This is a genomic window from Promicromonospora noduliphila (genome assembly GCF_056951025.1).
In genome coordinates, this window is the sequence record NZ_CM167806.1 from 173,965 (window position 1) to 197,635 (window position 23,671).

Here is a 23,671-nt window from a genome sequence, read left to right on the forward strand (position 1 = left end):
GTAGGCTCCCGCCATGCCACGGCCCGACGAGCAGGAACCCGTTGTCTTCGACCTGGTCGAGGGCGACGGGCCGGATGCGGAAGCGGGCGGCTCGGAGTCCTGGTCGGTGTCGGCCGGCGCCGCCGCGGGCGGTCGGGCCGGCGCCGCCGCGGGCGACCCGGCCGGCCCGCCCGTTCGGCGGCTGCCCCGGCTTCCCCGCCTGTCGCGGCGCACCTGGCTCGTGGCGGCCTCCGTGGTCACCGTCCTTGCCGTGACGGTGGTCGCCGTCGACCTGGTGCGCGACCACCGGCGCGCGGAGCTGATGCGCACCTCGCCGCTCGGGGTGGCCTCGCTCGACGACCCGCCGGCGGAGACCTGGACGGTGCCGTTCGACGTCCCCGCCGAGGGCCTCGGTACCTTCGTGGACCAGCAGCTCGTGATCATGGACGGCCTCCTGGTGCTGCCGCCGGCGAGCGCGCAGAGCTACACCGTCGACCCCTCGACCGGGGCCACCGAGCCGATCGGGTTCGCGGACGTCACGGCCGTTGATCCCGGTTCCGGCGAGGTGGTCTGGCGGGTGGCGGTGGACGAGCGCCCGGTGTGCGGCCCGGCCGGCTACGACGCGTCGACGTCGACCGACGTGCTGGTGTGCGTGCACGGCCCCGACGACGCGCGCGAGGTGCTGACGATCGCGCCCGACGGCGGCACCCGGTCCCGGCCTGCCGACCTGGCCGACGGCGAGCAGATCTTCCCCGGCCCGGACGGCCTGGCCGTGCGGGTGGAGCGGGTCGGGCCGCCCGACGAGTCGGCCGAGTGCGACGCGTCGGGCCCCTGCGTGTCGTCGGTCCTCACCGGGGGGCGCGACGTGCTGGTCACCGCCGAGGACGCCGAGACCGGCGCGGAACGGTGGACGAGCACCGTCGAGTTCGCACCGGTGGACGTGGTCAACTGTCAGCAGTACGACCCCGTCACGGGCGAGGAGGCGGGCGTCGACCTGGACCAGGTCACCGTGTACACGGGGGCCAGGATGATCGACGTGGACGGCTGCGGCGCCCGGGCGACGCTGTCGGCACAGGGCGTGCGGCTCGATCTCGTGGGCCGTTCCGACGGCACGATCGCGTGGGTCACGGAGCTAGGCGGGGGCCGCTTCGCCGTGCACGGGAGCGGCGCCGACACGACCGTCGTCGACGAGGCCGGGGAGACGCTGCACGAGCTGGACGGCTGGGTGCAGACGGGCATGCAGTCGCCGGACGCGCCGGACGACCTGTGGTTCGTCGGCTCTCCGTCGGGTGACAGCGGGGTGGATGCGATGCGCGAGGACGGGTCGGTGGCCTGGACCGACCGGTACAGCCAGCAGGTGCTGCTCGCCGGACGGGACGTCGTGGTCATGGACCGCGGCAACCGGGTGGTGGGTCTCGACCGGACGACCGGCGACCAGCTCTGGGAGTGGAGCAGCGAGGAGACGCTCGGGCTGAGCCGATACCGCACGCTGACCGACGGCGAGACCGCCGCCCTGACGCACCTGTCGCAGGCAAGCCCGGGCGAAGGGCTGATCGTCGCCCTCGACCTGAGCAGCGGCGAGCAGCTCTGGGACGTGCCGACCGCCGGCTCGGTCGTCGCCGTGGACGGGCACCTCGTCGAGGTCTCGCCGGAGGGCCTGACCGGCCGGGGCTGACGCCGGAGCCCGTGTTTCCCGCCCGGGGTTACGCTCAGCCGCATGGCGCGGGACCCGGACGAGGGCGCTGCGTTCGTCTTCGACCTGGTCGACGACGACGCGGCCGACCCCGCCGCGCCGCCCGGCCCGACGGACGCCGACGGCGAGGTACTACCGGAAGGTGACCCGCCGCCATCGGGCGGCCTGGGGCTGGGCTGGCGGAGCGCCGCGCCGGTCGCGGCTGTCCTCGCGATCGCGTTGGGGACCGGGCTCGCGGTCGACGGCGCGCGCGACGCCGCCCGGATGGAGCGGATGCGGGACGTCCTCGGGGGTGTCACCGACCTGGCCTCGCGGCTCGACGTCGTGTGGACCTGGAGCGGCGAGGTGGACGTCGGCGAGGGGACCACCGACGTCGCGGTGCTCGGCGACGAGCTGGTGTTCGAGTCGGAGAGCGGCCTGGTCGCGCTGGACCCGGCGACGGGCGAGGAGGCCTGGACGGTCCCGCTCGGCGTGGACCCGGAGTGCGGGCCGACGGTCTCCCCGGTGTGGGACGACCCGGCGACATCGTCGCTGGTGTGCCTGCAGGGGCGCGGGCCGGAGCGCGAGGTGGTGGTGGTCGGGCCGGGCGGTACGACGTCGGCCCCGCGGCTGCTCGACGCCGCGGACACGGCCGCGTACGGGCCGCCGCACACCGGACCCGACGGGACGGTGCTGAGGGCGATGCGTGTCGGGCCCGTGTCGGCGGTGGACCGCGACGTGCGGTGCACGGACTCGGGAGAGTGCTTCGGGTCGGTCGAGAGCGGGCGCGACCTCGCGCTCCGCGCCGAGGACGCCGTCACGGGCGCGGAGCGCTGGAGCGTGACCGTGCCGTTCCGCTCCACCGACGCCGCGCTGTGTGCCAGCAGGTTCGGCGACGAGTGGGGCAGCTCGGAGAACCACGTCTACCTCAGCGGGCAGCTCGACCCCGACGGCTTCGGCGCCCGGGTCTGGGCCGACCTGGTGAACCTGGAGGGCTGCGGCATCCAGGCGGCGGTCACCCCGGAGGGCGTCCTGCTCGGCGCCGAGCTCGAACCGGGCATCGGCTTCGTGGACGGGCTCACCACGGGCGGCTACCTGGGGACCACCTGGGACGGCGTGGCGCGCACCGTCCTGTACGACGGCGCCGGCGAGACCGTCGACGAGCTGAGCGGGTACGTGATCGCCCCGCGGTCCACGGACGAGGCCGAGGCGGCCACCCTGCTCGCGATCGACGAGCCCAGGCGGCGGCTGACCGCCCACGACGTGGACGGGACGGCGCGCTGGGACGTCGCGCTCCAGTCGGGCGGTCAGGAGTTTCTCGCCCAGGTGGGCGAGACGGTGGTCGTCACGACGGGGGCCGGGACCGTGCGCGGGCTGGACCTGGCCACGGGCGAGCACCGGTGGACCTGGGACGGCTCCGAGAGTGGGCCGGACGCGCCGGGCGGGTACTTCGGGACCGCCTACGTGATCCAGACGTTCACCGACGGCGAGTTCGTGCTGCTGCGCACCGAGGGGGACGACGTCGACGACCGGGGCATGGTGGCGCTCGACGCGGGCTCCGGCGAGGTGATCTGGGAGCAGGCCGGTGCGGGCACCGCCGTCGACCCGCGCGACGGCGACCTGGCCGAGCGGGGCGTGACGGGCGACCTGGTCGCGGTGGACGGGCACCTGCTGGAGGTCACGCAGGTCGGCGTCCGGGGGCTGGGCTGAGCCCGTCGGCCGCCGTCGTGTCGGTGAGCCGTCCTAGGGTGGGGCCCATGGTGAAGATTGGCGCGCATGTCGACCTGACCGACGCGATCGGCGCGGCGAAGACGCTCGGCGCGGACACGGTGCAGGTGTTCCTCAGCGACCCGCAGGCCTGGAAGGTCCCTGACCTGCCCTACGAGGGCGGCGCGGAGGCGCTCCGGGCCGACGTCGCCGCGGCCGGCCTGGACCTCTACGTGCACGCGCCGTACGTGATCAACGTGGCGTCGACCAACAACCGGATCCGCATCCCGAGCCGCAAGCTGCTGCAGCAGATCATGGACGGCGCGAGCGCGGTCGGGGCCAAGGGCGTCGTCGTGCACGGGGGGCACGTCACCGCGAGCGACGAGCCCGCCAAGGGCTTCGACAACTGGCGCAAGGCGATCGACGCCCTGGAGACCGACGTGCCGGTGCTCATCGAGAACACCGCCGGTGGGGACTACTCGATGGCGCGCCGCCTGGAGCGGATCGAGCAGCTCTGGGCCGCCGTCACGGCGGCGGACGGCGGCGACAACGTCGGGTTCACGCTCGACACCTGCCACGCCTGGGCCGGCGGCTTCGACCTCGCGACGGCGGTCGACGACATCCGCGCGATCACGGGTCGCATCGACCTGGTGCACGCCAACGACTCGCGCGACCCTGCCGGGTCGGGCGCCGACCGGCACACCCACTTCGGCGAGGGCATGATCCCCGAGGATCTGCTGGTGGGCGTGATCGCGGCGGCGGGCGCGCCCGTCATCTGCGAGACCAAGGGCGACATGGCGCCGGACATCGCCTGGCTGCGGGAGCGTCTGGGCTGACGTCGGGTGCCGGGCGGCTCTCGGGGGCCCGCCGGAGACCTGGCAGGATCGGACGCATGGCAACGACGCAGCGAGTAGTGGTCACGGGCGCGAGCGGGAAGCTCGGCCGGTTCGTGGTGGAGCACCTGGTGGACTCGGGATACGTGGTGGTCGCGACCGATCGCGTGGCGCCCCCGTCCGGCAGCCCGGGCGACTTCACGGCGGCGGACCTGACCGACCTCGGCCAGGTGATCGAGCTGTTGTCCGGCGTGGACGAGCGGCGCCCTGCCGACGCCGTCGTGCACCTGTCCGCCATCCCCGCCCCCGGCCTGGCGACCAATGCCGCGACCTTCCGCAACAACGTGCCCAGCACGTACAACGTGCTGCGCGCCGCCCAGGTGGTGGGCATCCGGAACGTGGTGACGGCGTCGTCCGAGACGGTGCTGGGCCTGCCGTTCGACGTGCCGCCGCCGTACATCCCGGTGGACGAGGAGTACGACGTGCTGCCGCAGTCCACCTACTCGCTCGGCAAGTCGCTCGAGGAGGAGATGGCCAAGCACTTCACGCGCTGGGACCCGGCGCTGAAGGTGGCCGCGCTGCGGTTCTCCAACGTGATGCAGCCGCAGGACTACGCCAGCTTCCCGTCCTGGCAGGACGACGCGACGGCCCGGCGCTGGAACCTGTGGGGCTACATCGACGGGCGGGACGGCGCGCAGGCGGTGCGCCGCGCGCTGGAGGCCGACTTCACGGGGTTCGAGGCGTTCGTCATCGCCAACGACGACACGGTGATGGTGCGCGATTCTGCCGACCTGGCGGCCGAGGTCTTCCCCGATGTCCCGCTCAAGCGCCCGCTCCAGGGCCGGGAGACGCTCCTGAGCATCGACAAGGCCCGCCGCGTCCTTGGCTACTCCCCGGAACACCACTGGCAGGACGAGGTATAGGGCTCACGCCGCTGAACCCGCCCGCTCGGCGAATGACCATGCACTTGCTGCCAGGCAAGGCAGGATTCTGGCAGCAGGTGCATGGTCATTCGCCGGTCACGCTTCGGCAGGCCGGCGCGCCGCGCTGCCTATGACGGCCCGGCAGCTCCGGAGGAACGAGGCCCCTACCTTGGTGGGGTCGCCGAGGTAGCCGGCGACCATGACGCCGTCGCGGAGCAGCATGAGGTCGTCCGCGACCGCGGCGGGGTCGGCGAGGCCGAGCGGGGCGACGAGCCGCTCGAACGCGCTCACCCACCACGTGCGGTGGGCGTCGACCACCTTGCGGACGGCGCTGCCGGGGTCGGGGTACTCGGCGGCGGCATTGATGAACGGGCAGCCGCGGAAGTCGGGCTCGCACGCCATCATCCCGGTGTGCTCTGACATGAGGCGCAGCGTGGCGTCGACATCGCCGTCGCCGTGGGCGATGGCTGCCTCGACGCCGTCCCGCTCCGCCGCCGCGCGGTGCTCGAGGTAGGCGACGACGAGGTCGTCCTTGCTCTGGAAGTGGCGGTAGAACGTCACCTTCGTGGTGCCCGCGCGCTCGATGACCTTGTCCACGCTCACCGCGCGCAGCCCGTCCGCGTAGAACAGCTCGTTCGCCGCCTCGATGAGGCGGTCCCGTATGGACCCGTGCACGGTCGCGATCATACGTGCCTCCTTTCCGCGTTCCCTTGCGCCCCACAGCCGGCGCTGTGTACTGTCGCCACCGGTAGAGTTACTAGTCATTCTACCTAGACCATTCCGAGAAGGGAACATCATGACGACCACCGCGGAATCCTCCGCAGCCACCGCTACCGCACTGCGGAACCTGTACTTCGTCCGGTTCGGGTTCGCCGTCGTCTGGGCGGCCCTGCTGTTCCTCACGGGCTCCGTGCTCGGGCCGGTCAGCAGCACGCTGCTCGTGCTGTACCCGCTGTTCGACGTCGCGGCGGCCGTCGTCGACTTCCGCACCTCGAAGACGGCGCGCCCCAGCGTCGGCCTGTACCTCAACATGGTGCTCAGCCTGCTCGCCGCCGTCGGCCTGGTCGTCGCGGTGATGTCGGGGGTACCCGCGGTCCTTCGGGTCTGGGGCGTCTGGGCGATCGTCGCCGGAATCGTGCAGCTCGTCGTCGCGATCGGCCGCTACCGGCTCGGCGGGCAGTGGGCGATGATCCTGAGCGGCGGCATCTCCGTGTTCGCAGGCACGGGGTTCTTCATGATGGCCGGCGGTCCGAACGCGATGCTGACCTCGCTCGCCGGGTACGCCACGCTCGGCGGCATCTTCTTCCTCGTCTCGGCCGTGCGCCTGCACCGTGTCGCGAAGGGCCGCTGAGATGACCGGGAACACCTTCGACGTCGTCGTCATCGGCGCGGGCCCGGTCGGCGAGAACGTCGCCGACCGGGTGGTGCAGGGCGGCCTCACGGCCGTGATCGTGGAGCGCGAGCTCGTCGGCGGGGAGTGCTCCTACTGGGCCTGCATGCCCACCAAGGCGCTCCTGCGCGACGCCGCCGCGCTGCGCGCGGTACGCGCCCTGCCCGGTGCGGCCCGCGCGGTCACCGGGGAGCTGGGTGTCGCCGAGGTGCTGCGGCGCCGCGACGCCTTCGCCGCGACCTGGGACGACGGCGGCCAGGTCGCCTGGCTGGACCAGGCCGGCATCTCGCTGTTCCGGGGCGTCGGGCGGATCAGTGCGCCCCGGACCGTCGAGGTGACCGACGCCGAGGGACGCACGACCGTGCTCGAAGCGCGGCACGCCGTCGTGATCGCCACGGGCAGCAGCGCCCGTATCCCGGAGATCCCCGGGCTGGCCGACGCCGCGCCGTGGACCAGCCGCGAGGCCGCGGCCGCGCAGGCCGTCCCCGGACGGCTCGCGGTCATCGGCGGCGGTGTGGTGGGAGCTGAGATGGCCACCGCGTACGCGGCGCTCGGCGCACAGGTCACGATGGTCGCCCGCGACGGGCTGCTGCCCGCCGTCGAACCGTTCGCGAGCGAACGGGTGGCCGAGGCGCTGAAGGCGGCGGGCGTGGCGCTGCACCTGTTCACGGGTCCGCGGCGCGTCGGGCGGGACGACGACGGGACGGTGCACCTCACCCTCGCCGACGGCACCGTGCTGGACGCCGACGAGGTGCTGGTCGCGACCGGCCGCACGCCGAACACCGGCACGGTCGGCCTGGACAGCATCGGGCTGACTCCCGGGGACTGGCTGAGCGTCGACGGGTCCCTGCGGGTGCTCGGCGGCGACGGCGAGCCGGTCGGCGGCGGCTGGCTGTACGCGGCGGGCGACGTCAACCGCCGGGCGCTCCTGACCCACCAGGGCAAGTACCAGGCTCGGGCCGTGGGCGACGCCGTCGTGGCGCGCGCGAACGCCGCCGCCGTCGACGACTCGCCCTGGGGCCGGCACGCGGCGACGGCCGACGAACGCGCCGTGCCGCAGGTGATCTTCACCGATCCGGAGATCGCGAGCGTCGGCCACACCGCCGCCTCCGCTAAGGCGGCGGGGCTGCGCATCCGGTCCGTCGAGTACGACCTCGGCGCCGTCGCGGGTGCCTCGCTGCACGCCGACGGGTACGAGGGACGGGCCGCGATGATTGTCGACGAGGACCGGAAGGTGCTGGTCGGCTTCACCGTGGTCGGGCCAGACGTCGCCGAGCTGCTGCACGCCGCGACGATCGCGATCACCGCCGAGGTGCCGATCGACCGGCTGTGGCACGCCGTCCCGGCCTACCCGACCGTCAGCGAGGTGTGGCTCCGGCTCCTGGAGACGTACGGCCGGGCCGCGTGAGGGCGGTGGCCGGGTTGTGAGGGTCGACGGCTGGGTGGCCTGAGGCGGGCGACCGAGCGAGGCCGTGCCGGCCGCGCGGCGGCCGAGCGGGGACCGCGCCGCCTCAGCGGCCCGGCCCCGGCGGCCCCGGGAGGACGATCTGGTCGCGGGTCCGGATCTCCGTCCAGGCCCGCGCCCGGGGGAGGCGGTGGATGGTGATGTCGGTGGGCCGGGTGCCCGACGGCGCCGGCGGCAGCACCGCGAGCACGTCCGCCCCGGGCAGCGGGCCGAGACCCAGGCGGGTCAGCGCCGCGATGTCGGAGACCGGGACCTGATAGGTCCGGAACGGGCCGAGCGGCGGGATGTCGTCCCTGGCCAGGGCCTGGGCGGTGATCTCGTGGAGGCGGGCGTCCTCGAGCTGCGGGGTCTGGTCCAGCACGAACGCGGTCGCCTGCAGCGCGTCGCCCGGACCCATCCACGCGACGACCTTCCAGAACAGGCGCGGGATGCGCACGCCGCGGTAGAGCGGGTCGTCGTCGGTGAAGACCGGGCCGGTCTGGACCGCGAGGCGGTGGTCGTACGCGGCCGCGTACCTGAGCACGTGGTCCTCGAGCCCGTTCCACAGCTCCTTGGACTGGTTGAACCTGTTCACCTGGGGCGCCGCGTTGGTGTAGGTGAACGTGTCGCGGTTGGCCTGCGCGGCGGTCTCTGCATCACCCCAGACGGGGTCGAGGCGACGCACGAGATGGCCGCGGTCGAGCGGGTTGCGCGCGTAGAGCTCGCTGCCGGACTGCTCGCCGGTCGGGACGCGGCCGTCCAGCCGCCACCGGCCGGAGCGGCGCAGGGCCAGGAGGGCGGCGCCGTCGACGATGCAGGCCGTGGCTGCGGCGAGCCGGCGGCTCGGGTCGAGCAGGACCGAGAAGTGGGTGTAGTCGAGGACGCGTACCTCGACCGGCGAGACGGGGAGCGGGACGGTGAGACCGAGGAACTCGGTGTCGTAGCCGGTCACAGGGAGACAGCCAACCAGAGTCGGGCAGGTCATGGCCAGACCAACAATCGGACACGAGGAACAGGCGATGGCAATATCGCCATAGGCTCTGACCCGTGAGTGAATCAACTCAGACCGTCCGTGGCAACGCCCGGCACGAGGTACCCGACCCGCTCCGCGAGGACGTGCGCCTGCTCGGCGGCCTCCTCGGCAGGATCCTCCGTGAGGACGGCGGCCAGGGCCTGCTGGACGACGTCGAACGTCTCCGCGAGCTGACCATTCGCGCCTACGGTGACCCGTCGCCGCATGCGCTGGACGAGGCGGCCGCCGTGGTGGCGTCCTTCTCCGTGGAGCGCGCCGAACAGGTAGCCCGCGCGTTCACCTGCTACTTCCACCTCGCGAACCTCGCGGAGGAGTACCACCGCGTGCGCGTCCTGCGCTCCCGCGAGGCCGAGACACGAACGGGCCCCGCCGTGCTGGAGGGCACCATCCCGGCCGCGTTCGCCCAGCTCACCGAGGAGGTCGGGCGGGAAGAGGCGCTGCGCAGGCTCGACGAGCTGGAGTTCCGGCCGGTGCTCACCGCGCACCCGACCGAGGCGCGCCGTCGGGCCATCAGCGGGACCATCCGCCGCCTCGCGGACCTCCTGGCGGAGCGGGACACCCGCCGCCTCGGCGGCGTGAGCCTCGTCGAGAACGAGCGGCGCCTCCTGGCCGAGATCGACACCATGTGGCGCACGGCGCCGGTGCGGACCAGCAAGCCGTCCGTGCTCGACGAGGTCAAGACCGTCATGGGCGTGTTCGACGCCGTCCTGGTGGACGTCTTCGGCGAGGTGTACCGGCGGCTCGACGACTGGCTCCTGGCCGACGACGCCGGGCGCGCCACTCCCGTCGCCAAACCGTTCGTGAAGCTCGGGACCTGGATCGGCGGCGACCGCGACGGCAACCCGAACGTCACCGCCGAGGTCACGCGCCAGGCCGCCGCGCTGGCGTCGGACCACGCGCTCAGGGCGCTGGAGCGGCTCGCGGTCGAGACCGGGCGCAAGCTGACGCTGGACGCCGAGGGCACCGCGCCGTCGTCCGAGCTCAACGCGCTGTGGCGCCGGATCCGGCAGCTCTCGGAGGACGTGGCCCGGCGGGCCAAGGAGGCGTCGCCGAACGAGCCGCACCGCGCCGCCATGCTGGCGATCGCGGAGCGGATCGCGGCCACGCGGTCGCGCGACGCCGACCTCGCGTACGCGGACGCGGAGCAGCTCGAGGCGGACCTGCTCGTGGTGCAGGGCTCGCTCGTGGCGGCGGGTGCCGCGCGGGCGGCGTACGGGGACCTGCAGCGCCTGGTCTGGCAGGTGCAGACCTTCGGCTTCCACCTGGCGGAGCTCGAGGTGCGGCAGCACTCGCAGGTGCACGCGGCGGCGCTCGACGAGATCCGCGAGCTGGGGATCGACGGTGCGCTGAGCGACCGCACGCGCGAGGTTCTCGACACCTATCGTGCCCTCGGCGCCATCCAGCGGCGGTTCGGCGAGCGCGCCGCGCGCCGCTACATCGTGTCGTTCACGCAGGCGCCGGAGCACCTGGCCGCCGTGTACGAGCTGGCCGCCCACGCCTTCGCGGACGATCCGGAGGGCGGGCCGGTGATCGACGCGATCCCGCTCTTCGAGACCTTCGCCGACCTGCAGAACTCGGTGCCGATCCTGGACTCCATGCTCGCGCTGCCGGCGGTGCAGAAGCGCCTGGCGGAGAACGGGCGGCGCGTCGAGGTGATGCTCGGCTACTCGGACTCGTCCAAGGACGTCGGCCCGGTCGCGGCGACGCTCGCGCTGCACGACGCGCAGTCGCGCATCGCGGAGTGGGCTCGCGCCAACGACCTGAGGCTCACGCTGTTCCACGGCCGCGGCGGTGCGCTCGGCCGCGGCGGCGGCCCCGCCAACCGGGCGGTGCTCGCCCAGCCGCCGCACTCGGTGGACGGCCGGTTCAAGCTGACCGAGCAGGGTGAGGTCATCCTGGCCCGGTACGGCGACCCGGTCATCGCGTCCCGGCACATCGAGCAAGTCGCGGCGGCGACCCTGCTGGCGTCCGCGCCGTCGGTCGAGGCGGTGAACGAGAAGGCGGCGGCGAAGTTCGCCCCGCTCGCCGAGGCCCTCGACGCCACGTCCCGTGCTCGGTTCCACGAGCTGGTCCGCGCCGACGGGTTCCCGCAGTGGTTCGCGCAGGTCACGCCGCTGGAGGAGGTCGGACTGCTGCCGATCGGGTCGCGCCCGGCCAAGCGCGGCCTCTCGGTGAACTCGCTCGACGACCTGCGCGCCATCCCGTGGGTCTTCTCCTGGTCGCAGGCGCGCATCAACCTCGCCGGCTGGTACGGCCTGGGCACGGCCCTCGCCACCACCGGGGACGTCGAGCTGCTGCGGTCGGCGCGCGCCGAGTGGCCGCTGTTCGCGACCCTGCTCGACAACGTCGAGATGTCGCTCGCCAAGACCGACGAACGGATCGCCGCGCAGTACCTCGCCCTCGGCTCCCGCGACGACCTCGCGGCGATGGTGCTCGACGAGCTCCGGCTGACCCGCGAGTGGGTGCTGAAGATCAGCGGCAACGCGTTCCCCCTGGCGAACAAGCGGGTGCTCGGCCGGGCCGTGCAGCTCCGGTCGCCGTACGTCGACGCCCTGTCGTTGTTGCAGGTCCGCGCGCTGCGCGGCCTGCGCACCGGGTCCGACGGCGGCTCGGCGGTGGACGGCGACTACGCTGCCCGCCTGCAGCACCTGCTGCTCCTGACGGTCAACGGGGTCTCGGCGGGGCTGCAGAACACTGGGTGAGGTGGGCTGGTCTTGGGGTCTTGGGGTCTTGGGGTCTTGGGGTCTTGGGGCCTTGGGTCTCGGGGCCTTGGATGCTTGGTGGTGGTGGGGAGTTCGGTCGGTTGCCCTGGCCTGGGCCGCGAGTTCGGTAGGTTGCTTGGGCCTTCCCGCGAGTTCGGTTCTTTGCATCGAAATCGGTCCATTAATGGACCGATCTCGATGCAACCGACCGACCTCAGCGGAGTCGGGGGTGCAGATGACCGAACTCGCGAGGGTTGTGGGGGTGCCGGGTCGGGGCTTGGTGAGGGGATGCAGGGTCGATGACCGGTGAGGGGTGTCGGGGGCGGTGTCTGGCGGGCGTTTGCGGAGGTGCCTGGGAGGAATGACCCGAAGGACCGGATGGGAGAGACGATGAGCGCGACCTTGATCGGGACGTCCCACGGGACCGACGACCCGGCCGGCCAGGCAGCGGTGCGCGCACTGCTCGACGGCGTCCGGGCCGCGCGACCCGGCCTCGACGTGCGCGAGGCGTTCGTGGACGTGCAGCAGCCGGAGGTCGGCGACGTCCTGGCCGAGGCCGTGCGCGACGCCGGTGCGCCGAAGACTGCTGCCGACGAGGGCGCTGCGAGTACTGCTGCCGACGAGGGCGCTGCGAGTACTGCTGCCGACGAGGGCGCTGCGCGTGCTGGTGCTGGCGGGGCCGCGCTGAGTGGCGGTGAGGCGGCTGTGGGTGCTGCCAACACCGACGCTGCGGTCAGCGGTGCGAGCACTGCTGGCGCTGGTGGGGCCGTCGGCGGTGGGGCCGTCGGCGGTGGGGCCGTCGGTGGTGGGGCCGTCGTGCCGCGGGACGACGCGTCGCACAGCGAGCCGTCCTCGGGCGGGCCGGTCGCCGTCGTCGTGCCGCTGTTGCTGTCTACCGGGTACCACGTGCAGCACGACATCGCGCAGGCCGTTGCCGCCGTCAACTTGTCCGGTCGGGGTGTGGCCGATGAGGGTACTGCCGCCGACGGCGTGGCCGCTGCCGCCGAGCCGCTCGGGCCGCACCCGCTGCTCGTCGACATCCTCGCCGACCGGTATGCCGCGGCCGAGGCGGCGCGCGGCCCCTTCCACTCCGACGACGCCGTGGTGCTCGCCGCCGCCGGCTCCTCGGTGCCGGCCGCCGCGACCGCCGTCGAGGACGTCGCGAGTTCCCTGGCCCAGCGGCTCGGGCGACCCGTGACGCCGTCGTACGGGGCGGGCGCGGAGCCGCGGGTGCCCGACGCGGTGGCGGCCGCGCGGGCGGGTGCGCCCGAGTCGTCCGCCGCGCCGCGGGTGATCGTGGTGTCGTACCTGCTCGCGCCCGGATACTTCCTGGACCGGGTGCTGGAGGCGGGCGCTGACGTCGTGACCGACCCCGTGTGCGGCCCGGCCGGCGCCGCCAAGGCGGACCCCCGCCTGGTCCAGGTCGTGCTGGACCGCTACGACGCGGCGGTCCGAGGCTGAGTCAGTCGTCTGCTCAGGCCCACCCGAACGCCGTCCGTACCCGGTCCACGCTGGACCTCACGCCCCACTGGGCGGTCAGTGCCTCCAGTGCGGCCGGGTCGGCGGGCGCCGTCGGTATCGCCGGGTCGAAGGCGGGCAGGGGCGCGTCCCGCGCTACCTGCACCACGACGGGTGCGACCCGCAAGTAGTCGTCGGCCTCCTGCAGGCGCCGGCGCTGCGTCGTCGTCAGCCCCTTGTCGCCCGCGTCCCGGGCCGCGAGGATCCCGGCCAGCGTGCCGTACTGGGCGAGCAGCTTGGCGGCGGTCTTCTCGCCGACACCCGGCACGCCCGGCAGGCCGTCGCTGGGGTCGCCCCTGAGCGTCGCCATGTCGGCGTAGGCCTGCCCCGACGTGACGCCGTACTTCTCGGCGAGCTTCTTCTCGTTCACCACGTCGGGGTCCCGGACGCCGCGCGCGGGGTACAGCACGCGGACGCCCGCGGCGTCGTCGACGAGCTGGAACAGGTCGCGGTCACCCGTGACGATGTCCACCGGCCCGGCCCCCTGCTCGACGGCGCGCGCGGTCAGGGTGCCGATGACGTCGTCGGCCTCGTAACCGGGCACGCCCACGCGCGCGATGCCGAGCGCCGCCAGCAGGTCGACGATGACCGGTACCTGCGCGAGCAGCGCCTCCGGGACCTCTTCGATGCCGGTGGTGCCCGGCACCTCCTGCTTGACGCGGTGCGCCTTGTAGCTGGGGATCGCCTCGACGCGGAAGGCGGGCCGCCAGTCGTCGTCCCAGCACGCGACCATGCGGTCGGGACCGTGGGTCGTGGCGAGCCACGCGATCGTGTCCAGCAGGCCGCGGACGGCGTTGACGGGCATGCCGGTGGGCGCGCGCAGCGTGTCGGGCACGCCGAAGAACGCGCGGAAGTAGAGCGAGGCGGTGTCGAGGAGCATGAGGCTCATGCAGCGAAGCCTGCCACGGCTCACCGACATCCGGCTCGGGCGCACCGAAGCCCGGCTCGGCCTCGCCGGCGCCAGGCTCGGCATCAGCGCCCGCTCGGCACCTGCGCCCCGGCTCGGCACCAGCGCCCGGCTCGGGCGCACCAGCACCCACTCGGGCGCACCAGCACCCAGCTCCCCGACGATCAGCCCACCAGGCCGTCGACCAGGTTGCCCACGAGATCGCCCACCGCCACGCCCGCCGTCGCCGCCAGCACCGTCAGCAGCAGCGTGCCCAGCGTGTTCGCGAGGGCCAGCCGCATTCGGCCGGACTGGGCCAGCCGCACGGACTCCACGGTGGCTGTGGAAAAGGTGGTGAACCCGCCGCACAGGCCCGTGACCAGGGCGAGTTGCACCAGGAGGGCGGCATCGGTGGGCACGCCGTGCCGGGTGAGCGTGAAGAACAGCGCCGAGAACAGGCCGATGAGGAACGAGCCGGTCGTGTTCACCACGAACGTCCCCCAGGGAAACCCGCCGGCGTGGCGGGCGCGGATCTCGCCGTCGACCATGAACCGGGCGGCGGCGCCCACGCCACCGCCGACGGCCACCACGAGCAGTTCGATCATCCCGTCACCCGCGCTTCCGGCGTCGGTCGTCGCGCGCCGCGATCGCGATGCCGCCGAGGCACGCGGCGGTGCCGCCCACGAGGGTGAGCACCACGTAGAGCAGGGCGAGCCAGCCGAGCCCGTCGGTGAGCAGCCGTTGGGTCTCCAGGGCGAGGGTCGAGTAGGTGGTGTACCCACCGAGCACGCCCGTGCCGATGGCCAGGCGGATCTTGCGCCGCCGGACGGTCTCGCGGCCGCGGCGCGCGAGGGCCTCCAGGAGGTACCCCAGCGCGAGCGCACCCGTGAGGTTCACGACGAGCGTCCCGATCGGGAACCGGAGCAGCGTCTCGCCCACGTTCGGGAACAGGAGGGCCGGGGGCGTCAGCAGCACCGCCGACCAGGACCCCACGAGGTAGCGCGCGACCGAGCCGCAGGCGCCCCCGAGCGCGACGAGCCCGACGTACCGCCAGTCGCGGTGCGGTGCTCGCGTCACGCGGCGTGCCCCCTCCTGAGCGCCGGGCAGGTCTGGGAAGAACCTACCGCTCACGGGGCCGACGTCGTCTCGGGGAGCACCACCACGGGTCGCGGCTGGTTGTGGATGAGCCGCCCGGCGACCGTCCCGCCCACGAGGTTCGTGGTCCAGCCGCGCAGGCCGGCGCGCCGGGCGCCCACGACGATCATCGCGGCCTCCACCTCGTCGGCCACGCGGCCCAGCTCGGCGGCCGGGTCGCCGGCGCCGCGCAGGGCACTCCAGGGCAGGCCGACGTCGGCCATCGCCCGGTTCAGCCCCGCCAGGACGTCCGCCCCGTACGCGTCCGAGGACACGGCGATGTCCGGGTCCACCGACACGGTGAATCCCCGCGAGTCCGAGACCGCTGTCTCGTCGACCCACACGCACACGAGCTCGACCAGGCTGCCACCCAGCGACTGGACGAGCGACGCTGCCCGCCGAGCCAGGTCCGGGTGCTTGTGGTCCACGCCGACCACCACGGATCGCACAGTCACCCTGGTGAGGGTATTGCCAGATGCCCGGTCTCCACCATCCGTCGACCGAGCTTGTGGCTCCGCACCGGGCGGACGCCGCTCACCGGCCGCACCTACGGCTCAGTCGAGGTGGTCGGGCAGGCCGAACCGGGAGAACCACTTCTCCGTGTCGAGGAAGGTGGTGATGCCGGTGATGTGCGTGCCGTCGTTCTCCAGCACCACGATCCCCCACGGAAAGTGACCCCCTTTGGGGTCGGGCCGGTACTGGGCGAAGCCCGGGGTGCCGTTGACGTGGATCGGCACGCAGCGCGAGCCCTCGCACCCGTAGCCGGGCCCGGTCATCCACGCCTGGATGTTCTCGATGCCCTCCAGCCACATCGCGTACGGCGGCATGTTCATCACCGCGTCCTCGCGGAGCAGGTTGGCCAGCGCGGTCATGTCGTACCGCTCGAACGCCGCGACGTAGCGCTCCAGCAGCTCCGTGTCGGCCGTGGACGACTGCTCGGCCGGCTCCGAGGCCCCGGACCGGTCGGGGGTCTTCTCGGCCAGCGTCGCCCGCGCCCGCTGGAGCGCGCTGTTCACCGAGGCCACCGAGGTGTCGAGCAGCGTGGCGACCTCAGCGGCGGGCCAGCGCAGCACCTCGCGCAGGATCAGCACCGCGCGCTGCTTGGCGGGCAGGTGCTGCAGCGCGGCGACGAACGCGAGCCGGACCGACTCCCGCGCGACGGCGGTGTCCGCGGGGTCGCTCGCGCTGGGGAGCACGTGCTCGGTCGGGACCGGCTCGACCCAGGCGTACTCGGGCAGCACCGTCGCGAGGCTCTCCTCGACCGGCTCGACGGCGGCGCCGAGGCCCATGGGCCGCTCACGCTTGGCGCGGCTGGAGCCGAGCTGGTCGAAGCACACGTTGGTGGCGATCCGGTACAGCCAGGTGCGCAGCGAGGAGCGGCCCTCGAACCGCTCGTACGACCGCCACGCGCGTAGGAGGGTCTCCTGCACCGCGTCGTCGGCGTCGAACGCGCCGCCCAGCAGTCGGTAGCAGTATCCGGTGAGCTCGCGGCGGTACGCCTCGAGCTGCTCGGAAAGCTCGGCCCCGGCCAGGTCCTCACCGGTGCTCTGCTTGGGATCTGAAGCTGTCTGTGCCATAGCTCACACCGTACGCGGCACCACTGACACGCCGGGCCGGGATTCGATCCTGCCCGAAGTCGTCGGCCGGAATTCACCCGAGGTCGAGCTCGAACCAGACGGTCTTGCCCGCCCGCCGGCCCTGCCGCCCGCCCGTCCGCCGTCCGCCAGGCCTGTCGCCGGACCGGTCACCAGCCGGAGGCTCGCCGTGCCGGTCCACACCCCACCGGGACGCGAGCCGCTCGAGGAACTGCACCCCGCGCCCGCCGAAGTCGGTGACCGTCGGGTCGCGCAGCTCTGGCTGCGCCGTCGACGAGTCGCGCACGCCCACCCGCAGCCGGTCCAGGTCCACCTCGACCGTGGCGGTGAACGGCGCCTGCCCGTGGTCGACGGCGTTGGTCAGCACCTCCGACGTCAGCAGCATCACCGTGCGGCGCAGGGGCATCGGCACGCCGCAGCTCTCCAGCACGTCGTCGACCCAGATGCGGGCGGGGCCGACGTCGCCGAGCGACGGGGCCAGCTTGCGCTCCGCCGTCGCGGGCCGGCCGAGCGACGGCGGGCCCGACGGGGCCGCCGCCCGCACCCGGACGGCGAGCACGGCGACGTCGTCCCGCTGGTCGTCCGAGGCCAGGCGGCGCACGAGCGTGACGGGCAGCGCGGCGGTCGCGGTGTCACCGAGCGCCGCGAGGGTCTTCTGCAGGCGGTTGAGCCACTGGTCGGCGGTGGTGCCACGCTGCTCGGCGAGCCCGTCCGTGTAGAGCAGGAGGGTGTCGCCGGGGCGCAGCGTGGTGACGTGGTCCGTGCGCTTCACCGTCGGCCGCACGCCCAGCATCATGTCCGGCAGCACCGACAGGCGCTCCACCGTGCCGTCCTCGCGGAGCACGAGCGGCGGCGGGTGGCCCGCCGTCGACCACGTGAGCTGGTAGGCCCCCATGGCCCGTTCGAGCCGGGCCACGACGGCGGTGCCGCTGGCGAGCAGCCCGAGGCCCGAGTTGGCCTTGTCGAGCAGCGACAGCAGGGCCGACGGCGACTCGTCGTGGCTCCACGCGAAGGCGCGCAGCAGGGACCTGAGCTGGCCCATCTTCGCCGCGGCGCGCATGTCGTGGCCGGTCACGTCACCGATCATGAACATGGTCGTCTCGTCGTCCACCGCGACGGCGTCGTACCAGTCGCCGCCGATCTGGTCGGACCGGGTGGCCGGGGAGTACGTGGCCGCCATGTCGAGGTGCGGCACCTCGGGCAGGCGGCTGAGCATCGCGCGCTGCAGCGTCTTGGCGGCCTCGCGGCGCTCCTCCAGCAGGCGCGCGCGCTCCAGGGCGTGGCCCGTGTAGTGGGCGAGCCCGGTCTGGAGCGCGTACGAGTCCTTGTCCGGCCCGCGGTCGCGCTCCCACGCCAGCACGATGACGGCCACGACGGCGCCCGCCGTCACGACGGGCAGGAACGCCCGGGCCCCGACGTCCGGGTCGCAGAGCGGCCTGATCGCCGGGTACGCCGAGAACATCTCCTCGTTCGTCCGGAAGAACAAAGGCCGGCCGGTGCGGGCCGCCTCCGCCAGCGGTCGCTGCTCGTCCAGCTTGGCCTGCCGGAGCCGCTGCGGGAACTGCGGCTCCGCGTGGACGAGGGACCGGTAGGTGATGCCCCGCCCGTCGGCGTCGGCCACGGCGAACGCGCAGTACCGCGCGCCGATCCCCGCCGTGCCGACCTCGACGATGACCTCCTCGACCTGGTCCAGCGTGTTCGCGTTGGCGAAGGCCTCGCTGAGGGAGAGCAGGAACCGGCTGCGCCGGTTCGCGCGGACCGCCGTCTCCTGGATCCGGCGCGCGCGCTCCCGCTCGGCGCGCAGCCGCAGCTCGGCGGTGCAGGCGGCGGCGAGGTCGGCGAGGGAGGCCAGGTCGTCCTCCGACCACTCGCGCGGCTCGTCCACCACGGCGCACAGGGCGCCGACGGCGCGTCCGCGCAGGTCGAAGACGGGGTACCCGGCGAGCGCGACCAGGCCCATCTCCCGGACCAGGTAGTTGTCGTGCAGCACGGGGTCCTGCCGGGCGTCCGACACCACGACCGGCTCGCCGCGCGTGGTGATGACGCTGGTGAGCGTGCCCGGGTGCTGCAGCAGCCGGCTGGACTGCATGGGCTCCGGCACCCCGGAGGCCCCTGCGAGGACCTGTCCCTCGCGGACCACGAAGTAGACGACGGCGGCCGGTACCTTCAGGTGCCGTCGAACCAGACGGGCGAACCGATCGAACGCCTCGTCCGCGGTGGGAGCACCAAGACCGACGTGCTCGAGGTCTCGCAGCGCCTGGAGGTCCGTCGGCATCTACTCAGTATTGCGAGAGAAGGACCGGGGCGCGACAGATGGACCGGATGTGTCCCCTTTGTGCCGGGCGCGTAGCCTGCTTGTTCCGGCGGGTTGCCTGCCGCGCCCGCGGGTCACACCTCGAGCAGCCCTCGCTGGTGCGCGAGGCTGACCGCCTCGGCGCGCCCCGAGGCGCCGAGCTTGGCCAGCAGGTTGGACACGTGCACGCTCACCGTCTTGGTCGAGATGAACAGCCGCTCGCCGATCTGCCGGTTCGACATCCCCTGCGCGACCAGGCTGAGCACCTCCTCCTCGCGCCCGGTGAGGGTGGACACCGTGGCGCGGCGCACCCCGGGCAGGTCGAGCCGCGCCCGCCGGGCCAGCGCGCGGACGGCGTCGGCCAAGGGTTGTGCGCCCATCTCCTCCGCCTCCGAGAGCGCCTCGGCGGCCTCCACCTCCGCGGCCTCCCGCTCGCCGGCGCCGAGCAGGGCCTCGGCCCAGCGGTAGCGCGAGCGTGCCACCTCGTAGCGGTACCCGAAGTCGAACGCGTTCACGGTGTCCTGCCAGCTCGCCGCGGCCGCGCGCCACAGCCCGGCGGACGCCGGCCCGCCGCCCTCCGCGTCTGCCGGCCCTCGGTCCGCCGGTCCCTGGCCTGCCGCCCCCTGGAGCGGGCCGACGACGGCGTGCAGCCGGGCGTTCTCCGCCGCGGCCCGCTGCAGCCAGGCCTGCCCCTCGGGCCCGAGCACCCCGCCGCGCGGGCGGCCCCGCTGTGCGGTCTCCCGGGCGATCGCGAGGAGCGAGTCACCGCGGTCCAGCCGCTCGGCCGCGCGGGCCTCGACGGCCGTGGCGGCGGCCGAACCGGGAGCCCCGGCCCGCCCGGCGGACCGGTCGGCCTCCGCCGCGTCGGCCAGGGCGGCGATCGCGAGCGCAGACAGCCAGATCCGGCCGAGGAACAGCTCGGTCCACACCTCGCCGAGGTGGTCGGTGATCCGCACCGCCAGGGCCGCCGCGTCGTCGTACCGGCCGGCCCACGTGAGGGCGTCGACCAGGCTGCCGCCGCCGATCAGGGCGATCTGGCCGTCGCTGCGCCAGTGCTCGAACAGGGCCTCGCCGCGCGCGATCACGTCGTCGTCGCCGCGGGCCACCGCCGCGTACATCGAGGTGGCCTCCATGACCTGCTGGGACGTCGCTGGGACGCCCTCGGTCGAGCGCGCCCGCAGGTCGCCGTGGAAGTAGAGCATGATCTCCTGCAGGATCCGCAGGTTGATCGCGTGCATGCTCCCGCCCAGGCCGAGCTCCTCGGCCCTGGCGAGTCCGTCCAGCGTCTTCTCGGCCGCGGACTCGAGGTCGCCCGCGTAGAACCGGTTGGCCGCGGAGTTGTACAGGGTGCGCATCTCCGTGAGCACGTCCCCGGCCTCGGCAGCGGCGGTGCGCGCCTCGTCGAGGAGCGTCGCGGCCCGGTCGGGGTCGCCCACGTCGAGGATGGCGAGGGTGGCCAGCGCATCGGCGAGGGCGTCGGGCTGCCCCACCGTGCGCGCCTCCTCGACGGCGCACTCGGCGTGCTCGCGCGCCTCGGCGTCCCGGTCGAGGGTCAGCGTGACGCGGGCCAGCAGGGCGTTCGTCCAGATCCGCTCCGGGCTGCGTTCCGGCAGCATCTCGACGGCGGCCCGCAGGCTCACCACGGCGGCGGCGACGTCCCCGGCCTGGTCGTCCCAGGCCGGCAGGTCGAGGTACCGGCGCACCAGCACGTGCTCGAGCCCGGCCCGGCGCACGGGGTCGGCCACGGCGTCGGCCGCGCGCCGCGTGAGCTTGACCGCGCGCATCGGGTCACCCGCCCGCGCGGCCGCCTCCCCTGCGGCGAGCGCGACGTCGACCCGGTCGCGGCCCAGCCGCTCCTCGGCGTCCGGCACGGAGTCCCACAGGGCCAGCACCTGTTCCCAGTGCCGCAGCTCCTCCTCGGGAGCGAGCAGCCGGCGGGCCCGCAGGGCGGCGTCACGCGATGCGCTCAGCGCCGCGGGCAGGTCGTGTCCCTCGTAGGCGTGGTGGGCGCGTTCGGCCGCGCTGCCGATCGGCATGCCGTCGGGCCCGTCCTGCTCGATCACCGCGAGGTAGGCGCGGTGCACCGCCGAGCGCTCGCCCGGCAGGAGGTCGGCGTACAGGGCCTCGGCCAGCAGCGCGTGCCGGAACTCCAGGTGGGCGCCGGACACCACGAGGACCTGCTGGGTCACGGCCTCGCGCAGCGCGGCGTCGACGTCGAGGGCGCCCCACCGGGCGGCGGCCGCCCGCAGCAGCTCTTCACGCACGCGCCGTCCGGCGACCGCTGCGATGCGCAGCACCTGCTGCACCTCGGGGTCCAGCCGTTCCAGCCGGGTGCGGAGCACCTCGGTGAGCGTCCACGGCAGGCTGGCCGAGCCCGGGCCGGCGTCCAGGAGCTCCTCCGCGAAGAACGCGTTGCCCTCGGACCGGTCCAGCACCTCGGCGAACTCCGGCGGCAGCAGCGGCTTGCCGGCCAGGGCGGTCGTGAACTCGCGCAGCTCGTCCTCGTCGAAGGGCTGCAGGTCTGTGCGCTCGACGTGCTCCAGCCGGGACAGCTCGGCGAGCAGGGGGCGCAGGGGGTGGCGCCGGTCGACGTCGTCCGACCGGTAGGTCACCACGAGCAGCAGGTTCTCGGACCGGGCGCGGGCCGCGAGGAACCGCAGCACGTCGCGCGTCGACGCGTCGGCCCAGTGCGCGTCCTCGACCACCAGCACGAGCGGCCGTCCCGGCTGGCCGGCGACGGCGAGGCTGCGCGCGATGCCCTCGAAGAGCTGCAGCCGCTCGTCATGGTCGGCGTCGCCGCTCCCGCCGGGCTCCAGCAGGCGCCACAGCGCCGGCCGCTCCGCGACGAGCTCCGTGACCCGCGCGGCCGCCTCCGGTCCGGCGGCCCCGGCCTGGAGCTGGGTCAGGGCGTCGGTGAACGGCAGGTACGGGATGCCCACCTGCCCCAGGTCGACACAGTGCACGACGACGGCGCTCGCCCCCGCCCGCTCGGCCTCCTGGGTGACGTGGCCGATCAGCCGCGTCTTGCCCACCCCGGCGTCGCCGCCGACGAGCGCGAGACCGGGACGGCCCGCCGAGGCGCGCCCCACCGCCTGCAGGAGGGAGGCAACCTGCTCCTGCCGGGAGACCAGGGGGATTGTCGTGGACCGTCGCACCTGAACATCGTGCCACCGGTCACTGACACTCCCCCCGGTCTTTTCCGTCTCCGCGCTCACCTCGGTCATGCGAACAGGCCGTGCCGGGTGGCGGGCGCGGGCCGCATCCCCGCTATGCCCTCCTTGATCTGCTCCGCGCGGCTCGCGCGGGCGGAGCGCTTCTCCTGGCCACTGGCGCGGTCCGCACGGTCGGACCCGCTGGTCCGCCGTCCGCCCCACGCCTTCTTGGCCTCTTCCTGCCGGTACTCGATCTCCGCGTCGAGCGCGGGTCCCCACAGCGACATGATTCCTCCGGATGTCCCCGGCGGGCCGTGTGCCCGTCCGGCTGATGAGGAAGACACTCGTCCTGAGGGCAGGGCCTCCGGATCGGGAGGTCGGGCAGTCCTGGGCCGCCGGGTACCTCAGACCCGGTATCTGAGGTAGGCAGGTGGCCGTCTGAGGTGGCCTGAGGCACCCTACGAGCCGCCGTCACGCGCCCGGCGCCCCGCCGTCGCGCGTCCTGCCGTCGTACGGCGCAGACGAGCGAGATACAGGCAGTTCACAGGCTCACTATTGCGATCTGCGTCACAGGAGACGCACACTGGAACAAGCAGCGGACCCAATTCGGGGGTGGATCGTGACCGGAACCGAAGCTGGAACGTACGACATCTTGCCCATGCTCGGCCGTGGGAAGCACCGCAACCCAAAGAAGGGCGCGTGCTTCATGGAGCTCGCCTCCTTCCTCGCGGGCGAGAGGTGGAGCGACCACCCGGCCTGCACGCACCCGCTCATCGCCATGCTGGCTCGCGCGGTGAACGACCTGACGGCGGACCACGCGCGCCCGCAGCTCGCGCCGCTCATCCCGTCGGTCATCGGCCTGACCAGCACCGACCCGCGCTGGGACGTGCGCATCGCCCTCCGCGCAGCGCAGACGGCGCTGCCCGTCTCGCCGGCCGACCGGCAGCAGACGCTCGCCGTCGCGATCCTCGGCTCCGAGCGCATGCTCGACGTCCTGGAGGACCGCCCGGCAGGCACGCTCGCGCCGGAGAGCAAGGACGCGCTCGCGGCCGTGCCGAAGACGGCGGCCTGGGCCGAGCGGTTCTGCGCCGGCACCAGCGTGCGGCCCAAGCGGTTCGTGCGCGACGCCGCGCCGAGCGTGGTCTCCACGGCGGTGCAGGGCATCTCCGAGGCCTTCGTTCCTGACGTCGACGCGCGGCTCCGCGAGCTGCTCTCGTCGACGATCGCCGATGCGCGCCGCTGGGCCGGGATCGCGGACGACGAGGCCCGCGCGCTCGACCCGCTGGCGTGGGGCCCGGTCGTCAAGGCGGCGCCGACGAGCGCCTGACACACCTGGCCGGACAGGGGGAACCGGGTCGGGGCGCACCAGGGGGCGCCCCGGCCCGAGTCATGTCCGGTGCGTTCCGCGGA

19 protein-coding genes are annotated in these 23,671 nt (G+C 73.8%); 9 read left to right on the forward strand and 10 right to left on the reverse strand.

Features of this window, described 5'->3' with window-relative positions; all coding sequences use genetic code 11:
• The first annotated feature begins 13 nt into the window (after nucleotides 1-13).
• The 4 genes from AC0QU1_RS00730 to AC0QU1_RS00745 are packed head-to-tail and all read left to right on the forward strand — an operon-like array spanning nucleotide 14 to nucleotide 5,114.
• Entirely contained in the window at nucleotides 14-1,654 is a 1,641-nt protein-coding gene (locus AC0QU1_RS00730) for an outer membrane protein assembly factor BamB family protein (RefSeq protein ID WP_483573754.1), read from the forward strand.
• 42 nt (nucleotides 1,655-1,696) lie between these two features.
• Nucleotides 1,697-3,361, forward strand: a complete 1,665-nt coding sequence (locus AC0QU1_RS00735) for an outer membrane protein assembly factor BamB family protein (RefSeq protein ID WP_483573755.1) — start codon at nucleotides 1,697-1,699, stop codon at nucleotides 3,359-3,361.
• Nucleotides 3,362-3,408: 47 nt separating this feature from the next.
• Nucleotides 3,409-4,194 carry a deoxyribonuclease IV gene (locus AC0QU1_RS00740; RefSeq protein ID WP_483573756.1) on the forward strand — a complete coding sequence of 262 codons (786 nt, stop codon included), beginning with the start codon at nucleotides 3,409-3,411 and terminating at the stop codon, nucleotides 4,192-4,194.
• A 56-nt stretch (nucleotides 4,195-4,250) separates the two neighbouring features.
• Nucleotides 4,251-5,114 (forward strand): NAD-dependent epimerase/dehydratase family protein, encoded by an 864-nt coding sequence (locus AC0QU1_RS00745; RefSeq protein WP_483573757.1) that lies wholly within the window; start codon nucleotides 4,251-4,253, stop codon nucleotides 5,112-5,114.
• 96 nt (nucleotides 5,115-5,210) lie between these two features.
• On the opposite strand, the gene AC0QU1_RS00750 is transcribed toward AC0QU1_RS00745, so the two are convergent.
• Nucleotides 5,211-5,801, reverse strand: coding sequence for a TetR/AcrR family transcriptional regulator (locus tag AC0QU1_RS00750; protein WP_483573758.1), 591 nt, complete (start codon nucleotides 5,799-5,801; stop codon nucleotides 5,211-5,213).
• Nucleotides 5,802-5,910: 109 nt separating this feature from the next.
• On the opposite strand from AC0QU1_RS00750, the gene AC0QU1_RS00755 reads away from it, so the two are divergent.
• Together AC0QU1_RS00755 and AC0QU1_RS00760 are read left to right on the forward strand one after the other, a co-directional pair.
• A complete protein-coding gene (locus tag AC0QU1_RS00755; protein WP_483573759.1) occupies nucleotides 5,911-6,465 on the forward strand; it encodes a hypothetical protein in 555 nt (184 codons plus the stop codon).
• 1 nt (nucleotide 6,466) lies between these two features.
• Nucleotides 6,467-7,912: a dihydrolipoyl dehydrogenase family protein gene (locus AC0QU1_RS00760; RefSeq protein WP_483573760.1), complete on the forward strand. Its 1,446-nt coding sequence runs from the start codon at nucleotides 6,467-6,469 to the stop codon at nucleotides 7,910-7,912.
• 103 nt (nucleotides 7,913-8,015) lie between these two features.
• Here AC0QU1_RS00760 and AC0QU1_RS00765 read toward each other — a convergent pair whose 3' ends face one another.
• Nucleotides 8,016-8,900 (reverse strand): DNA/RNA non-specific endonuclease, encoded by an 885-nt coding sequence (locus tag AC0QU1_RS00765; protein ID WP_483573761.1) that lies wholly within the window; start codon nucleotides 8,898-8,900, stop codon nucleotides 8,016-8,018.
• A 95-nt stretch (nucleotides 8,901-8,995) separates the two neighbouring features.
• Here AC0QU1_RS00765 and AC0QU1_RS00770 point away from each other — a divergent pair, with 95 nt between their 5' ends.
• Nucleotides 8,996-11,683, forward strand: coding sequence for a phosphoenolpyruvate carboxylase (locus AC0QU1_RS00770; protein WP_483573762.1), 2,688 nt, complete (start codon nucleotides 8,996-8,998; stop codon nucleotides 11,681-11,683).
• A 390-nt stretch (nucleotides 11,684-12,073) separates the two neighbouring features.
• A complete protein-coding gene (locus AC0QU1_RS00775; protein ID WP_483573763.1) occupies nucleotides 12,074-13,144 on the forward strand; it encodes a sirohydrochlorin chelatase in 1,071 nt (356 codons plus the stop codon).
• A gap of 13 nt (nucleotides 13,145-13,157) precedes the next feature.
• Here the strand turns inward: AC0QU1_RS00775 and AC0QU1_RS00780 are convergent, their stop codons facing one another.
• The 8 genes from AC0QU1_RS00780 to AC0QU1_RS00815 all read right to left on the reverse strand — a co-directional run bounded on the left by AC0QU1_RS00780 (nucleotide 13,158) and on the right by AC0QU1_RS00815 (nucleotide 22,548).
• Nucleotides 13,158-14,090 (reverse strand): 5'-3' exonuclease, encoded by a 933-nt coding sequence (locus tag AC0QU1_RS00780; protein ID WP_483573764.1) that lies wholly within the window; start codon nucleotides 14,088-14,090, stop codon nucleotides 13,158-13,160.
• Between the two features lie 182 nt (nucleotides 14,091-14,272).
• Nucleotides 14,273-14,692, reverse strand: a complete 420-nt coding sequence (locus AC0QU1_RS00785; RefSeq protein WP_483573765.1) for a fluoride efflux transporter FluC — start codon at nucleotides 14,690-14,692, stop codon at nucleotides 14,273-14,275.
• 4 nt (nucleotides 14,693-14,696) lie between these two features.
• Complete coding sequence (locus tag AC0QU1_RS00790; protein ID WP_483573766.1) at nucleotides 14,697-15,164, reverse strand: fluoride efflux transporter FluC; 468 nt, start codon at nucleotides 15,162-15,164, stop codon at nucleotides 14,697-14,699.
• 50 nt (nucleotides 15,165-15,214) lie between these two features.
• Nucleotides 15,215-15,676, reverse strand: a complete 462-nt coding sequence (locus tag AC0QU1_RS00795; RefSeq protein ID WP_483573767.1) for a universal stress protein — start codon at nucleotides 15,674-15,676, stop codon at nucleotides 15,215-15,217.
• A gap of 99 nt (nucleotides 15,677-15,775) precedes the next feature.
• Entirely contained in the window at nucleotides 15,776-16,798 is a 1,023-nt protein-coding gene (locus AC0QU1_RS00800; protein WP_483573768.1) for a sigma-70 family RNA polymerase sigma factor, read from the reverse strand.
• Between the two features lie 73 nt (nucleotides 16,799-16,871).
• Nucleotides 16,872-19,091: a SpoIIE family protein phosphatase gene (locus AC0QU1_RS00805; protein ID WP_483573769.1), complete on the reverse strand. Its 2,220-nt coding sequence runs from the start codon at nucleotides 19,089-19,091 to the stop codon at nucleotides 16,872-16,874.
• Between the two features lie 113 nt (nucleotides 19,092-19,204).
• A complete protein-coding gene (locus tag AC0QU1_RS00810) occupies nucleotides 19,205-22,264 on the reverse strand; it encodes a helix-turn-helix transcriptional regulator (protein ID WP_483573770.1) in 3,060 nt (1,019 codons plus the stop codon).
• Nucleotides 22,265-22,329: 65 nt separating this feature from the next.
• Nucleotides 22,330-22,548, reverse strand: coding sequence for a hypothetical protein (locus tag AC0QU1_RS00815; RefSeq protein WP_483573771.1), 219 nt, complete (start codon nucleotides 22,546-22,548; stop codon nucleotides 22,330-22,332).
• Between the two features lie 419 nt (nucleotides 22,549-22,967).
• Between AC0QU1_RS00815 and AC0QU1_RS00820 the strand changes: the two genes are divergently transcribed.
• The gene (locus AC0QU1_RS00820) at nucleotides 22,968-23,588 is read left to right on the forward strand and encodes a hypothetical protein (RefSeq protein ID WP_483573772.1); all 621 of its coding nucleotides are present in this window, start codon (nucleotides 22,968-22,970) and stop codon (nucleotides 23,586-23,588) included.
• The last annotated feature ends 83 nt before the right edge of the window (nucleotides 23,589-23,671 follow it).

Bases quoted from the DNA above. Each gene is read 5' to 3' on its own strand.
- AC0QU1_RS00805 (WP_483573769.1), bottom strand. From the start codon at position 19,091: ATGCCGACGGACCTCCAGGCGCTGCGAGACCTCGAGCACGTCGGTCTT.
- AC0QU1_RS00785 (WP_483573765.1), bottom strand. From the start codon at position 14,692: ATGATCGAACTGCTCGTGGTGGCCGTCGGCGGTGGCGTGGGCGCCGCC.
- AC0QU1_RS00760 (WP_483573760.1), top strand. From the start codon at position 6,467: ATGACCGGGAACACCTTCGACGTCGTCGTCATCGGCGCGGGCCCGGTC.
- AC0QU1_RS00780 (WP_483573764.1), bottom strand. From the start codon at position 14,090: ATGAGCCTCATGCTCCTCGACACCGCCTCGCTCTACTTCCGCGCGTTC.
- AC0QU1_RS00740 (WP_483573756.1), top strand. From the start codon at position 3,409: ATGGTGAAGATTGGCGCGCATGTCGACCTGACCGACGCGATCGGCGCG.
- AC0QU1_RS00815 (WP_483573771.1), bottom strand. From the start codon at position 22,548: ATGTCGCTGTGGGGACCCGCGCTCGACGCGGAGATCGAGTACCGGCAG.
- AC0QU1_RS00730 (WP_483573754.1), top strand. From the start codon at position 14: ATGCCACGGCCCGACGAGCAGGAACCCGTTGTCTTCGACCTGGTCGAG.
- AC0QU1_RS00800 (WP_483573768.1), bottom strand. From the start codon at position 16,798: ATGGCACAGACAGCTTCAGATCCCAAGCAGAGCACCGGTGAGGACCTG.
- AC0QU1_RS00750 (WP_483573758.1), bottom strand. From the start codon at position 5,801: ATGATCGCGACCGTGCACGGGTCCATACGGGACCGCCTCATCGAGGCG.
- AC0QU1_RS00755 (WP_483573759.1), top strand. From the start codon at position 5,911: ATGACGACCACCGCGGAATCCTCCGCAGCCACCGCTACCGCACTGCGG.
- AC0QU1_RS00820 (WP_483573772.1), top strand. From the start codon at position 22,968: ATGGAGCTCGCCTCCTTCCTCGCGGGCGAGAGGTGGAGCGACCACCCG.
- AC0QU1_RS00745 (WP_483573757.1), top strand. From the start codon at position 4,251: ATGGCAACGACGCAGCGAGTAGTGGTCACGGGCGCGAGCGGGAAGCTC.
- AC0QU1_RS00775 (WP_483573763.1), top strand. From the start codon at position 12,074: ATGAGCGCGACCTTGATCGGGACGTCCCACGGGACCGACGACCCGGCC.
- AC0QU1_RS00735 (WP_483573755.1), top strand. From the start codon at position 1,697: ATGGCGCGGGACCCGGACGAGGGCGCTGCGTTCGTCTTCGACCTGGTC.